Below are 12719 nucleotides of genomic sequence, written 5' to 3' on the forward strand. Positions count from 1 at the left end.
CGACGGCGCTCATGCCTGCGCTCCCTTGCCGCGGGTGGACACGAGGTTGACGAAGATCTCCTCGAGCGAACTCTCGCTCGAATGCAGGTCGCGGAAATCAATGCCGTGGTCGGCCAGGCGCCGCAGCAGGGTGGCGATGCCGGTGCGTTCGCCTTGGGCGTCGAAGGTGTAGGTCAGGGTCTGGCCGTCGTCGGAAAGCTCCAGCGGCAACGACGCCAGTTCGGCCGGTATCGCCTCCAGCGGCTGCTGCAGCTGCAGCGCGAGCTGCTTCTTGCCCAGCTTGCGCATCAGGACCTGTTTTTCCTCCACCACCACCAGCTCGCCGTGGTTGATGACGCCGATGCGGTCGGCCATCTCCTCGGCTTCCTCGATGTAGTGCGTGGTCAGGATGATGGTGACGCCCTGGTCGCGCAGTTCGCGCACCAGGGTCCACATGTCGCGGCGAAGCTCGACGTCCACGCCGGCGGTGGGCTCGTCCAGGAACAGGATGCGCGGCTCATGCGCCAGCGCCTTGGCGATCAGCACGCGTCGCTTCATGCCGCCCGACAGCGCCATGATGCGGCTGTCGCGCTTGTCCCACAGGCTAAGTGCGCGCAGCACCTTCTCCAGATGGGCGTCGTCGTGCGGTTTGCCGAACAGGCCGCGGCTCAGGCGCACGGTGGACCACACCGACTCGAAGGAGTCGGTGCTCAGCTCCTGCGGCACGAGGCCGATCTTGGCCCGGGCCTGGCGGAATTCACCGACGATGTCATGGCCGTCGGCCAGCACGCTGCCGCGGCTGGCGTTGACCAGGCCACAGATGATGCTGATCAGGGTGGTCTTGCCGGCGCCGTTGGGGCCGAGCAGGGCGAAGATCTCGCCGCGGTGGATGTCCAGGTCCACCGACTTCAGCGCCACGTGCCCGGAAGCATAGGTCTTGCCGATGCCGCGGATCGAGAGGATGGGATCCATGCGTGTTCGTTTGGCGGTGAGGGGCCGCCATCCTAACGCAAGCCCGTGAAGGCGCCCGGCTGGCTCAGCGCTTGGGCGTGCTGGCCACGAGCTGCAGCCGGCGCTCCCCGCTGTGGTTGGACGCTGTGTCGTCGAAGCGAATCTGGTCGCGACCGCTGCGCTTGGCGAGGTACAGCGCTTGGTCGGCGCGCGCCAGCCAGCTTGGCCAGTCTTCGTCGGGCGCCAACATGGCCACGCCGATCGAGGCGGTCACCGGGCCGGACGGACCCGCCAGGTGCTCGTGCAGCTCGCGCTGCACCTTGTCCAGCGCCACGCGCGCGCCGTCCCGGTCGGTGGCCGGGAACAGCAGCACGAATTCTTCGCCGCCGAAGCGGAACACCCGGTCGCGCTTGCGGATGCAGTGCTCGGCCAGTTGGGCGAAGGCCTGCAACACGCGGTCGCCGGCATCATGGCCGTGCATGTCGTTGACGTGCTTGAAGTGGTCCAGATCCACCACCGCCAGCGCCGCGGCCTGGCCAAGCGCCTGGTGCGAGCGCAGCAGGTCGGCCAGTTCAACCTCCATGCTGCGGCGATTGGCGATGCCGGTCAGCGGATCGCGGGTGGCCAGTCCGATCAACCGCTGACGCTGGTGCTCGGTCAGGGAGGCGAAGATGAAGGCGTACATCATCACCAGCATCGCGCTGACCACGAAGGCCGTGGCCGAGGTAATCGTTTCGAAGGGACCGGCCCACAGGCTGCCGGCGATGATGATGGCGCCGCAACTCAGCGCCAGCCAGCGCGGCGCCAGCATGAAGTTCGACAGCAGTATGGTGTAGGCCCAGAACAGACCCGTGGTGCCCAACAGTTCACCCAGCACGGCGCATATGCACGACACCACCACGGCGTTGATCGAGCCCGCGAGCAGTGTCCGGCCGGTGGTCCAGGCGAACGTGGCGATGCCCAGCATGAAAATGACAAGCAGCGAATCCACCGCCGCCGCGACCCATTCGCCGTGCAGGGCGCGGAAGATGGCGAACGGGATCACCGATACAACGGTGATCAGCGCGAACAGCAGGATCATCGCAAGCCGGATATCGGCGCTGAGACGAACGGCGAGTTGGGGAACCAGGCGCATGGGAGCCTCCGGGCGGGGCCAACGCATGCTGCTAGTCGCGGCGGGTGCCTCGACTCAGGGGCGTCAGGCCCCGATTTCCCCGAGCTGTAACTTTGCCGCCGATTTTCCGGGGTTTCCGCGACGCAGTGCTGGTTTCGAACGATCCCGCGGTTGGCGTTCAGCGCGGGGTGCGCGCTCGGTCACGCTTCCTGGTCGAGGAACCAGACTTCCACCGCGCCCTGGGTCTTGATCGTCATGGCGTTGCCGCGCCGGTCCAGTGACTTGCCGACGGGAAGCCGTACCCAGCTCTCGCTGATGCAGTATTCCTCGACGTTGTTGCGCTCGATTCCCTTGAAGCGGACGCCGATGCCGCGGGTGAGCACCGCTTCGTCGTAGTGGGGGCTGCGTGGGTTGACGCTGAGGCGGTCGGGAGGCGTGTCGCTCATGCTGGGGTCCTGACATCGGTCGGTGAAGTGGCGGGGCGACATGATAACGGCTGGCGCCCGAGGCCGGCAGGCCATGCAGCCTGCATGATTCACGGGTGCGCGCTATTGCATAATGCATGCTCAGACCGTCCGAGTCTCACCCAGGAGCGCCTGGGGCCGGGGCGGGCCCGGCTTGGCACAAGCCTTGCTGCCGTTATTCCATTCCCCCCCGGAGTTACCCGTGCCCGATACCCCGGCCGCCCCCAAGGGCCGCATCCTTGCCATCGACGACGATCCGGCCCTGCTGGAGAACTTCCAGATGTGTCTGGAAGGCGCGGGCTATCGCGTCAGCACCAGCACGCGCCTGCAGGACGGGATGAAGCTGGCTGCGACCCAGCCCTTCCACGTCTGCCTGCTGGACCGCAGCATCGGCGCCGATTCCGGCATGGATGCGCTGCCACGGCTGCGCGAACTCGCGCCGCAGATGCGCGTGATCATGGTCACCGCCCATTCCCAGGTAGACGAGGCCATGCGCGCGATCAGCGAAGGCGCCGCCGACTACCTGGTCAAGCCCTGCTCGCCGGCCCAGCTGCGCGTGGCGGTGGCGCGGCAGCTCGACACGCTGAATCTGCTCAATCGCATCGAGCGGCTCGAACACATCGCCCCGGCGGTGGGCGGCGCGCTGTCGAGCAAAAGCCCGGCCATGGCCCAGATGCTGGCCATGGCGCGCCAGGTCGCGCGCACCGACGCCAACGTTCTGCTGCTGGGTGAAAGCGGCACCGGCAAGGGCGTGCTGGCCAATGCCATCCACGACTGGAGCGACCGGGCCGGCGCCGCGCTGGCCACCGTGAACTGCCCCTCGCTGTCGGCCGAGCTGCTCGAGAGTGAACTGTTCGGCCATGCCAAGGGCTCGTTCACCGGCGCCACCCAGAGCACCCAGGGACGCGTCAGCCTGGCCGACGGCGGCACCCTGTTCCTGGACGAAGTCGGGGACTTCCCGCTGGCGCTGCAGCCCAAGCTGCTGCGTTTCGTGCAGGACAAGCAGTACGAGCGCATCGGTGACCCCACGCCACGTCGCGCCGACGTGCGCCTGCTGTCGGCGACCAATCGCGACCTCGACGCGATGGTGCGTGACAACAGCTTCCGCCTGGACCTGCTGTACCGGCTTAACGTGATCAGCCTGGTACTGCCACCACTGCGTGACCGGCCCGAAGACCTGCAGGACCTCGCCGAAGGCTTCCTGCGCCGCTACGCCAGCGCCTATCACCTGCCCGCGGCTCGAATTTCTTCCGAAGCACTGACGCAGATGCATCGCTACGGATGGCCGGGCAATGTTCGCGAACTTCAGAACGTCATCGAGCGGGCCGTGATCCTTTGCGACGGCGACGAAATCGGCCTGCGACATCTGTCGCTGGGCAACGAGTTGGCTGATCCGGCGGCGGGCGCGCCGTCGGTCGGCGCCCCGGTGACGCTCCAGGCGCTGGAACGCTCTCATATTGAAGCCGTGATCGCCGGCAGCCCGACCCTGGAGGCCGCCGCCCGTACCTTGGGCATCGATGGCTCCACCCTTTACCGCAAGCGCAAGTCCTACGGACTGTGATCGCTGCCTCGACCCAGGAGAAACGTAGTGCGTAGCCACTTCCGCGCGAACCAGCCCGCCGGCGCGGGCCGGCCCCTCGAACCGAAGCGTCCGCCGATGGACCTTCGCGCGGGGGTGGCGTGGTTGGCCTGGGTGGTGGCGGTGGTGTCGGCAGGTGCCGGCGTCGGCCTGTTGTTCGGCCCGGGCGAGTGGTACGGGACGCTGGCCAAGCCCACCTGGGACCCGCCTGCCTGGCTGTTTGGTCCGGTCTGGACGACCCTTTATATATTGCTTGGCACGGGCGCATGGCTGGTGTGGCGCGAACCCGGTCCACGCGGCACGCCCGAGCGGCGCCAGGCCTGGTGGGCCTTCGCCGTGCACGCGGTGCTCAACCTGGCGTGGACGCCGTTGTTCTTCGGAATGCACGCTCCGGGCTGGGCCTTCGTGGACATCGTCCTAGTATGGACCTCGGCGCTTTGGATGGTGCTGGCCTTCGGTCGCGTCCGCCCGCTGGCGGGCTCGCTGCAGATACCGCTGGTGGGCTGGGTAGGCTTCGCCCTGGTGCTCAACGGCACCATCTGGCTGATGAACTGACCATCCGGCAATCGCCCGCACGCGCGCACTCAGGGGAAAACATGCCGACTCGGCCGAAAAACTTTCGCTACCGCGTGTACAGCGGCCTTTTGCTCGCCTCGGTCCTGGTGCTCGCCGGCACCTCCTTCCTGTCCTTGCGCACCACGGACGGCATGGAAGCCTCGGTCGAGCGGGCCAGTCATTCCCAGCAGGTGCTCAACCAGATCCACCAGTTCTGGGGGCTGATTGGCGACAGCGAGTCGTACAACCTGCGCTACATCATCACAGGCAAGGCCGATTACTTGCTGGAATACCGCCAGACGCTTGAAGGCCTGAACAACGCCCTGGACCAGCTGGCTGCGTTGATCCACGACAACCCGCAGCAAGTCGAACTGCTGGCCAGGATGCAAGCGATGCACGCCGCGCGCAGCGAACACGTCGCGACCACCCAGCAACTCAAGCAGGACGCGTCGCAAGGCATGACCGGCGCGCAGTTGGCCGTGAACGAGCGGATGCAGGCCGGGCAGGGCGCCCGCCACCTGGCCGAGATACGGCAGCTGATCGCCGCGATGGTGCAGCTCGAGTCCGGGCTGCTGGCCGAGCGCAACAGCCAGCGCAATCAAATGCTCAGGCAGAACTGGGCCACCGTGCTCAGTGCCAGCGCGCTGGCGCTGTTGGCCGGCATGATCGGCTACGCATCCACCCGGCGCATGCAGCGCGGGGCGGCGGAGGCGTTTCGCGCCGAGCTGCAGGCCGAGCAGGCGCGCCGTTCAAGCCAGGACAAGTCGATCTTCCTGGCCAGCATGAGCCATGAAATCCGAACGCCGATGAACGCCATCTTCGGCTTCACCAACCTGCTGGCGGAAGACATCGTCGAACCACGCCAGGCCGCCTGGATCGATTCGATCCGGAAGAGCGGACAGGCGCTGCTGTCGCTGATCAACGACGTACTCGACCTCTCGAAAATGGAGGCGGGCAAGATGGATATACGTGACGAGCCCACCGACCTGCGCGAGATCGTCGACCAGACCATGATCATGTTCCAACAGGCGGCCGCCGATAAGGGCATCCGGCTCACGGTGGAATACGACGGCAACGCCGAGCTGCCGCTGATGGTGGACCCGGTACGCATCCGCCAGGTGCTGATCAACCTCGTCTCGAACGCGGTCAAATACACCGAGCAGGGTGGCATAATCGTGCGCCTGGCCTGCCACCCCTGCCCCAAGGACGGTTTTTGCGATCTGCGGCTGGAAGTGATTGATACCGGCACCGGCATTCCCGCGCACCAGCTGGCACAGGTGTTCGAGCCCTTCGAGCAGGGCGACAGTCTGGATGGACGCAGTCGCGAGGGAACCGGCCTTGGGCTGAGCATCGCCCGCCGGCTGGTCGACCTGATGGGCGGCATGCTGCGCGTGGACAGCACCGTCGGCGAGGGATCGGTGTTCGTGTTCGAGATCCCGGACCGCGCCATCAGCACCGAAACGGTCAGCCAGCAGCCCCGCACCAGCCGGCACGTGGACTTCAACCGGCTGCCGCCGATGGAGCTGCTGGTAGTGGACGACGTAACCTGGAACCGTGAACTGGTCGCAGCCTACCTCGACGGCAGCCATCACCGCGTGCGTCAGGCGGTTGATGGCCTGGCAGCGGTTGAACAGGTCCGCACCTCCAGCCCCGACGTGGTCTTGATGGACCTGCGCATGCCGAGACTGTCCGGCGACCAGGCCCTGCAGCGGATACGCGCCTCGCCCCAGTACGACGGCATGCCGGTGATCGCCGTGACTGCCTCGAGCATGAGTGAGGACGAGGACTGGGTGCGCGCGCGCTTCGATGGCTATGTGCGCAAGCCCTATTCGAAGTACGAATTGTTCCAGGCGCTGGCGCAGCACTTCCCGCCCACGACCGACCCCGATGCGGCCGAAACCGAGACAAGCGACGCGTCGCCGGCCGCCGACGCATTGGCGGAGACAGCGGATTCCGGGCCTGCCAACCAAGACGCCGATGCCTTGGCGGCGCTGGCGATGCTGCACGAGGGTCTGCCGCAGGTTCGACGCCATCTGCGCATGCGCGAGGTCGAGTCCGCGGCGGTGCGCATGATTGACCTGGCAGCTCGTCTGGACTGGCCCCGCCTGGCCGGCCACGGCGCGGCGCTGTCCGAGGCGGCGGGCTCTTTCGATCTGCCGGCGATGAAGCGCCTGCTGCAAACCTGTCCACGCGCCGGAGAACCAGACCATGACTGATACCGATCGCCTTGCCCTGGTCTTGGTCGTGGACGACCAGGAGCCCAACGTCCGTGCCGTGGGCAGCCTGTTGGCGCGCAACGGCTTCGACGTGGCACCTTGCCTGAGCGGCGCCGAGGCGCTCGAGCGTCTGTCGGAAGTGCGGCCCCACCTGATGCTGCTCGACATGCGCATGCCCGGCATGGACGGCTTCGAGGTTCTGGAGCGCCTGCGCGCGGACGAGGTCAATCGAGACTTGCCGGTGATCTTCCTCACCGCCGAGCACGATCGTGATGCGCTGGTTCGTGCGTTTTCTTCAGGCGCGGTGGACTACATCACCAAACCCTTCGTCCCCGAAGAGCTGCTCGCACGCGTGCGCACCCACACCGCCCTAAAGCTGGCCCGCGACCGGCTGGCGGCACTGGCGGTGGAGCGCCAGGAAAATCTTGACCTGATTGCCCATGACCTGCGCAATCACTTCACCAATATTCTTTTCGCCGCGGAGCTGCTGGCAACCGATGGTGACTCGCCCGCGCGCCTGCGCCAGGTGGAGAACCTGCGCGGCGCGTCGCAGTCAGGCCTGATGTTCCTGCAGGCAGTGCTGGACCAGGCCGCCGATGAAGCCCGTGGCGACATCGTGGAGCCACTGCCTGCTGCGGCGTTGCTGCAGGAGGCGGCCGATGCCTATGTCGAGCAGGCCGGCGGCAAGCAAATGCGTATCGAACTGCAGGCCGACCGGTTCTTGCTGGTTCGTGGCCAGCGAATGGCGCTGCAGCACGTGTTGCGAAACCTGGTGTCCAACGCGGTGAAGTACGCGCCACCCGGAAGCGTGGTGACGCTGTGCGCGGTGGCCCATGGAAAGCGCGCGCGGTTCCTGGTCATGGACCGGGGGCCGGGCATCGCCGCCGACGAGCAGGCAGCACTCTTTCGCCGCTTCTCCACGCTATCGAATCGTCCCACCGGAGGCGAAACGTCCACTGGCCTGGGCCTGGCGCTGGCCAAGCAGAAGTCACGCGCGATGGGCGGCGACCTCTGGTACGACGATCGGTCGGAAGGCGGCGCCTGTTTCACACTGGAGCTGCCGCGGGTCGAGTGACGCCCCGGACCGGGTCAGGCATGCAGCCTGCAGGATCATGCGGAAAGCATCGTGCAGATTGAGCGTCTTTTCGGCGTCTCGACCCCCTGAACACCTGTATTTCACGGCCTCCCGGGTTTGGCACGGTGCTTGCGTATGTATCCATGACGGCGGATTGGCAGCCCCTGCCCTCGCGCCGGATCGTCCCTCAAATGGAGCAAGCCCATGAACAAGTTCAACCGAGTTGCCCTGCCGTTCGCCATCGCCATGGCGCTCACCGCCTGCCAGGAAACGCCCGCTGAAACCCAGGAGGACGTTGCCAACGCACAGACCGAGGCGGCGCAGGACGTCCGCGAGGCTCGCCGCGACGCGGCCGACGTCTCCGTCGACGCCAATCGTGATGTAAACGATGCCTGGGCCGAGGGTGACCGCGACGACCTCACCGACGCTCGCGCCGAAGCGACCGAAGACACCGCCGAAGCGCGTCACGATGTTGCCATGACTCGCGCCGCCGGCGCGCTCGAGATCGCAGAAGAGCGCTGCGACGCGCTCGAAGGCCAGGATGAGGACGCGTGCAACGCGGCCGCTCAGGCTGAGTACGAGGCGGCCAAGGCGGTTGCTGATCGCGAACTCGAGTCGGCCGAGCGCGCCGCGGACGCGATGAACGACTGATCCTGATTTATCTGGCGACCTTCCCCCCTTTCTACGGTCGCCTTTCCTGTGCTCGCACCCCCTGCGGCGCGAGCCACCCCCCCAAGGAGAATCAAGCAATGAACAAGACTGCCAATACGCTTAACCACCTGGTCGAAGCCCTCAACGACGGTATCGAGTTCCACCAGCATGCCGCCAAGGAGACGAACAACCCGAGCTATCGCGACCTGTTCCTGAAGATGGCTGCGCTCAAGGGCCGCATTGCCGGTGACCTCAAGGCCGAGATCGCCCATCAGGGCGTCGAACCCGATCAGGACGGCACCTGGCTCGGCAGCGTACGCAAGGGTTATGCCGACCTCAAGGCGAGCCTGAAGAAGGACTCCGACGCGGCTTACATCGCTTCGATCGAGGAGCAGGAGGACCGCGTGCTCGAGGCCTTCCGCGATGCGCTGGACAATGAACAGCCGGTCAAGGTGCGTGAGCTCGCGGCGCGCCACCTGCCGGAGGTACAGCAGATGCACGACCAGATGCGTGCACTCAAGAAGGCCAAGGCGGCCTGACTTCCGGCCCGCGCCGGCCCCGGGTGCTGCCGGGGCCGGCCATTGCGGGCCGAAGCGAACGAGACTCTGCGGCGGACCCTGGGGGCAGGATCCGCCGCTTTTTTTGCCCGGATTGGCACCGGAAGGCAAAAAAACAGCTTTTTTTGTGCTTCCGGGCTTGGCGTGGTGCAGCACATGCCCTACATTCGCCTTGCCGGAGGGATTTCCAGGCACCCCAATCACCCAAAGAACCACGGGAACATAAAAAAATGGCTACCAAGAAAGCTGCAAAGAAGAAGACTGCCCCGAAGGCCGCTGCCAAGCCGTCCGCCCCGAAGCCGATCAAGGAAGCGCTGACCAAGTCGGGTCTGGTCTCGCACATCGCCGAGGCCACTGGCGTCGCCGCCAAGGACGTCCGCGCTGTGATGGCTTCGCTGGAAGGCGCGGTGCACGGTTCGGTCAGCAAGAAGGGCGCGGGTTCGTTCACCCTGCCGGGCCTGCTGAAGATCACCGTCGTCAATGTGCCGGCCAAGGCCAAGCGCAAGGGCATCAACCCGTTCACCAAGGAAGAGCAGTGGTTCGCCGCTAAGCCGGCCTCGGTGAAGGTCAAGGTCCGCCCGCTCAAGAAGCTCAAGGACGCCGCGGCCTGATTGCCGCGCAATCGCGGCGCCGCAAGGCTGCCGCGATGCGAAAGACACGGGGTGGGTCGCGCAAGCGGTCCGCCCCGTTTTTATTTCTGGACGGGTGCCGTCAGGGTGTATACGCGCAGCGTTTCGCCATCGAAATCGCGTAAGCCCCATTCGCTCATTCCCAGCTTTTCCAGCACCCGCGCCGACCCGGCGTTGTCGAGGCTCACGATCGCCAGCACCTGGGGCAGCCGCAGTGCCGTGAACGCATGCGCCAACACCGCCGCGCCGGCCTCGCTGGCCAGGCCTTGGCCGGTATAGGCGGGCAGGAAGGCGTAGCCCAGGTCGGGGCGGGGCAGGGTGTCGCGCCGCACCAGCCCACTCATGCCGACGGCGGCGCCATCGGACTTGCGGCTCACCTTCCACAGCCCGAAGCCATTCTCGGCGTAGCTGGTGCAGGGACCTTCGCGCAGGAAACGGCTGGCGTCCTCGAGGTCGCGCACGCCCCGGTCGCCGATATGGCGCAGGAAACCTTCGCTGTTGAGCAGTTCGAGCACGAAGTCGCCATCGCTCTGGCCGAGTTCGGACAGACGAAGCCGTGGGGTATCAATCAGGGTCGGGGCCATGGCGGGGACCGAGCGGGGAATGCCCCATTCAATCCGCAGGCGAGGCTTGCCGCAAGCGCGGCAGGGTGGCGCTCAGGGACGGGCGAACGTCTGGACTTCGCGGCGGTTCTCGACGCTGACCGTCCTGGTCAACTGGGGACTGGTCGGTGATGCGTTCTGCTGCGCGATGCCGAAGTTGAGCGTTTCGCGGATGACGATGCGGAAGTTGACCGCGGCGCTGGCGCTGGTCCGGGATGCAGGTGCGCTGTTGCCGGCCGCCTGCACGGATAGCTGTGAACTGGCCTGAACGTCGCTGGCGCCGGCACCGGCGAGCAGAGCAAACAGCAGGGTAGCGATGGTCTGGCGCATGTGCGTTCTTCCTGGTTCCAGATCGCAAGCCGCAAGCTGCGGTGGATCGTTGGAACAAAGTCTAGGAAGACGCGCGGTGCGCGGCTGCGCTGCGGATCACACTTGCAAACTGTGGGATTTGGCGCACGTTTTAGCGGTTTTTCCGCGCCTTCTCACACTCTTGCCGGCGACTGGGTCTCAGATCGCGGGCATTTCGTGCGCTCGATCACGCTGCCGCCGGCGTGTGTGCGCAGACGCGATCACGACCTTCGCGCTTGGCGCGGTACATGGCGTCGTCGGCGCGGGCCAGCAGCTGATCGAAATCATGGCCGCAAACATGCGTGCCGGCGACGCCAAAGCTGGCGGTGATATTGAAGGCGTAGCCGGCTTCGGAGGGCGAGATGGCGATTATCCCGCGGCGACAGTCACGCGCCAGCCCCAGCGTGCCCGCCAGGTCCTGTCCCACCACCAGCAGCGCGAACTCTTCGCCACCCAGACGGCCGACCACACCGTCCGCCGGACAAGCCTCGATGCAGGCGCTGGCAACCTGTCGCAGCGCCCAGTCGCCGGCCGCGTGGCCGAACTGGTCATTGATGGACTTGAAATGATCCAGGTCCAGCATGATCAACCCGACCTCGCTGCCGCTGCGCTTGCACTGCTCGAGCAGGGCTTCGGCGCGTTGGGTGAAGTGGTGGCGATTGCTTACGCCGGTCAATGCGTCGGTTTGCGCCATCGTCCGCAGCGAAACCTGCATGCGCTTGACCTTGTAGGCCCAGTAGGCGACGGACGCCACCAACAGAACCAGCAGGCCAATCAAGAGACGATTGGCTTCAGCGGTCTTGACCGCGACCTGCTGCTCGAGGCGCAGCACCCGGTTCTGGCCGTTGAGCAGGGCGATGGTCTGGGACTTCTGCAGCGACTCATGCCGCGCCATCTGAAAAGCCAGCTCGCGCGCCTTCACCTGGTCAAGATAGGCGCGGTCGGCCACCGCATAGCTGCGGTAATGCTCCAACGTCGCGGCCAGGTCGCCGCGATGCAGGGCGTTTTGATACAGCACTTCGTGCGCCTGCACCAACAGCTGTGAGTTGGCAAGGCCGCCGGAAAACTCGATCGCCCGTCGCGCATTGGCATCGGCGGCTTCGCGCCACCCGAGCGAAAGCTTCAGTTTGGCCAGCACCGCGTGCACCTCGCCAATCAGGCGCGGATAACCGGTGGCTTCGATCTCGGTCAGCCGGCCCTCGAGCAGGGAAACGGCCATCGCCATCTGGCCGTCCACCGCCATTTTATTGGCCATCTGCAGTCGGGCGAAGCTGGCGAGCATCGCTTCATTTTGCGACATGCAGTAGTCAATGACCGACTGGATGCTGGCGGTGTCCTCGGGCAATGCATTGATGTGGTTCAGGGACTCGAGCCTGAGCAGGCCAGTAAAACAGCGCGTGCGTCCCTCCACCCCGTCGGCCATCAGCAGGTCAACGTAGTGCACCGCCTGCTGGTATTGCCCCACCTGATTGTGGATCACGCCGGCTGCGGTCCAGGCGTGGTGGCGCACGTCTTTCTCATCGACCGAATCCACCAGCGCCAGGACTTTGTCCAGGAACACCAGGCCTTCAACGAACTGCCGGGTGGCGGCGTGGCTGCTGACCACCAGGCCGCCGGCACGGACCTTGATGGCCGGATCCTGGGAGCGTTCGAACAGGTCAGTGCCGGCCCGGATCGCCAGGTCGAAGCGGCCGGTGTAGCCCAGGCGATAAGCCTGCAGGTAAGCCAGAAGCTCCTGTTCCGCCGGCGACGCCTCAGTGCGGCGTTGGTCCAGCTCGCCCAACAGCGTTTCGAACCTGGCGGGTTCGGCGCTGCGCACCGCTTCGGCTTGCGACAGCAAGTCGCCAAACGGGGTGGCGGCCGCCAGCGGGGCGCTCAGGACCGTCGCCAGAAAAAGCAGCGCAGCGGCCCACCGCGCCCCCCCGGAGCGGCCAGGGGCTGCAATATCGTTGGTTGAGCGTCCAGCGGTATCCATGGCTTGCGCGATTATGGGAGGACA

The 12719-nt window shown here is 66.1% G+C and carries 13 protein-coding genes; 7 read left to right on the top strand and 6 right to left on the bottom strand.

The window, feature by feature from the left end; translation table 11 throughout:
- Positions 1-9 precede the first annotated feature (9 nt).
- The 3 genes from ACYVGY_RS00940 to ACYVGY_RS00950 all read right to left on the bottom strand — a co-directional run bounded on the left by ACYVGY_RS00940 (position 10) and on the right by ACYVGY_RS00950 (position 2490).
- Entirely contained in the window at positions 10-951 is a 942-nt protein-coding gene (locus tag ACYVGY_RS00940; protein WP_460455616.1) for an ABC transporter ATP-binding protein, read from the bottom strand.
- A gap of 64 nt (positions 952-1015) precedes the next feature.
- Complete coding sequence (locus ACYVGY_RS00945) at positions 1016-2065, bottom strand: GGDEF domain-containing protein (RefSeq protein WP_460455617.1); 1050 nt, start codon at positions 2063-2065, stop codon at positions 1016-1018.
- Positions 2066-2244: 179 nt separating this feature from the next.
- Positions 2245-2490, bottom strand: a complete 246-nt coding sequence (locus ACYVGY_RS00950; RefSeq protein WP_460455618.1) for a DUF3297 family protein — start codon at positions 2488-2490, stop codon at positions 2245-2247.
- A 220-nt stretch (positions 2491-2710) separates the two neighbouring features.
- Between ACYVGY_RS00950 and ACYVGY_RS00955 the strand changes: the two genes are divergently transcribed.
- The 7 genes from ACYVGY_RS00955 to ACYVGY_RS00985 all read left to right on the top strand — a co-directional run bounded on the left by ACYVGY_RS00955 (position 2711) and on the right by ACYVGY_RS00985 (position 9752).
- Positions 2711-4069: a sigma-54-dependent transcriptional regulator gene (locus tag ACYVGY_RS00955; RefSeq protein ID WP_460455619.1), complete on the top strand. Its 1359-nt coding sequence runs from the start codon at positions 2711-2713 to the stop codon at positions 4067-4069.
- Positions 4070-4096: 27 nt separating this feature from the next.
- Entirely contained in the window at positions 4097-4642 is a 546-nt protein-coding gene (locus tag ACYVGY_RS00960; RefSeq protein WP_460455620.1) for a TspO/MBR family protein, read from the top strand.
- A 41-nt stretch (positions 4643-4683) separates the two neighbouring features.
- Entirely contained in the window at positions 4684-6858 is a 2175-nt protein-coding gene (locus tag ACYVGY_RS00965; RefSeq protein ID WP_460455621.1) for an ATP-binding protein, read from the top strand.
- Positions 6851-7933: a hybrid sensor histidine kinase/response regulator gene (locus ACYVGY_RS00970; RefSeq protein ID WP_460455622.1), complete on the top strand. Its 1083-nt coding sequence runs from the start codon at positions 6851-6853 to the stop codon at positions 7931-7933. The genes ACYVGY_RS00965 and ACYVGY_RS00970 overlap by 8 nt, the downstream gene beginning before the upstream one ends.
- Positions 7934-8137: 204 nt before the next feature.
- On the top strand, positions 8138-8584 hold the full coding sequence (locus ACYVGY_RS00975) for a hypothetical protein (protein WP_460455623.1): 447 nt from the start codon (positions 8138-8140) through the stop codon (positions 8582-8584).
- A 98-nt stretch (positions 8585-8682) separates the two neighbouring features.
- Complete coding sequence (locus ACYVGY_RS00980) at positions 8683-9123, top strand: ferritin-like domain-containing protein (RefSeq protein WP_460455624.1); 441 nt, start codon at positions 8683-8685, stop codon at positions 9121-9123.
- Positions 9124-9371: 248 nt separating this feature from the next.
- Positions 9372-9752, top strand: a complete 381-nt coding sequence (locus ACYVGY_RS00985; RefSeq protein ID WP_460455625.1) for an HU family DNA-binding protein — start codon at positions 9372-9374, stop codon at positions 9750-9752.
- 80 nt (positions 9753-9832) lie between these two features.
- Here the strand turns inward: ACYVGY_RS00985 and ACYVGY_RS00990 are convergent, their stop codons facing one another.
- The 3 genes from ACYVGY_RS00990 to ACYVGY_RS01000 all read right to left on the bottom strand — a co-directional run bounded on the left by ACYVGY_RS00990 (position 9833) and on the right by ACYVGY_RS01000 (position 12695).
- Positions 9833-10354 (bottom strand): GNAT family N-acetyltransferase, encoded by a 522-nt coding sequence (locus ACYVGY_RS00990; protein ID WP_460455626.1) that lies wholly within the window; start codon positions 10352-10354, stop codon positions 9833-9835.
- Between the two features lie 72 nt (positions 10355-10426).
- Complete coding sequence (locus ACYVGY_RS00995; protein WP_460455627.1) at positions 10427-10702, bottom strand: hypothetical protein; 276 nt, start codon at positions 10700-10702, stop codon at positions 10427-10429.
- A gap of 205 nt (positions 10703-10907) precedes the next feature.
- Positions 10908-12695 carry a GGDEF domain-containing protein gene (locus ACYVGY_RS01000; RefSeq protein ID WP_460455628.1) on the bottom strand — a complete coding sequence of 596 codons (1788 nt, stop codon included), beginning with the start codon at positions 12693-12695 and terminating at the stop codon, positions 10908-10910.
- Positions 12696-12719 lie beyond the last annotated feature (24 nt).

This window comes from Arenimonas alkanexedens (assembly GCF_054781355.1).

Excerpts from the sequence above, each read along its gene's own strand:
- ACYVGY_RS00975 (WP_460455623.1), top strand. The coding sequence starts at position 8,138 with ATGAACAAGTTCAACCGAGTTGCCCTGCCGTTCGCCATCGCCATGGCG.
- ACYVGY_RS01000 (WP_460455628.1), bottom strand. The coding sequence starts at position 12,695 with ATGGATACCGCTGGACGCTCAACCAACGATATTGCAGCCCCTGGCCGC.
- ACYVGY_RS00995 (WP_460455627.1), bottom strand. The coding sequence starts at position 10,702 with ATGCGCCAGACCATCGCTACCCTGCTGTTTGCTCTGCTCGCCGGTGCC.
- ACYVGY_RS00950 (WP_460455618.1), bottom strand. The coding sequence starts at position 2,490 with ATGAGCGACACGCCTCCCGACCGCCTCAGCGTCAACCCACGCAGCCCC.
- ACYVGY_RS00940 (WP_460455616.1), bottom strand. The coding sequence starts at position 951 with ATGGATCCCATCCTCTCGATCCGCGGCATCGGCAAGACCTATGCTTCC.
- ACYVGY_RS00965 (WP_460455621.1), top strand. The coding sequence starts at position 4,684 with ATGCCGACTCGGCCGAAAAACTTTCGCTACCGCGTGTACAGCGGCCTT.
- ACYVGY_RS00985 (WP_460455625.1), top strand. The coding sequence starts at position 9,372 with ATGGCTACCAAGAAAGCTGCAAAGAAGAAGACTGCCCCGAAGGCCGCT.
- ACYVGY_RS00945 (WP_460455617.1), bottom strand. The coding sequence starts at position 2,065 with ATGCGCCTGGTTCCCCAACTCGCCGTTCGTCTCAGCGCCGATATCCGG.
- ACYVGY_RS00970 (WP_460455622.1), top strand. The coding sequence starts at position 6,851 with ATGACTGATACCGATCGCCTTGCCCTGGTCTTGGTCGTGGACGACCAG.
- ACYVGY_RS00980 (WP_460455624.1), top strand. The coding sequence starts at position 8,683 with ATGAACAAGACTGCCAATACGCTTAACCACCTGGTCGAAGCCCTCAAC.
- ACYVGY_RS00990 (WP_460455626.1), bottom strand. The coding sequence starts at position 10,354 with ATGGCCCCGACCCTGATTGATACCCCACGGCTTCGTCTGTCCGAACTC.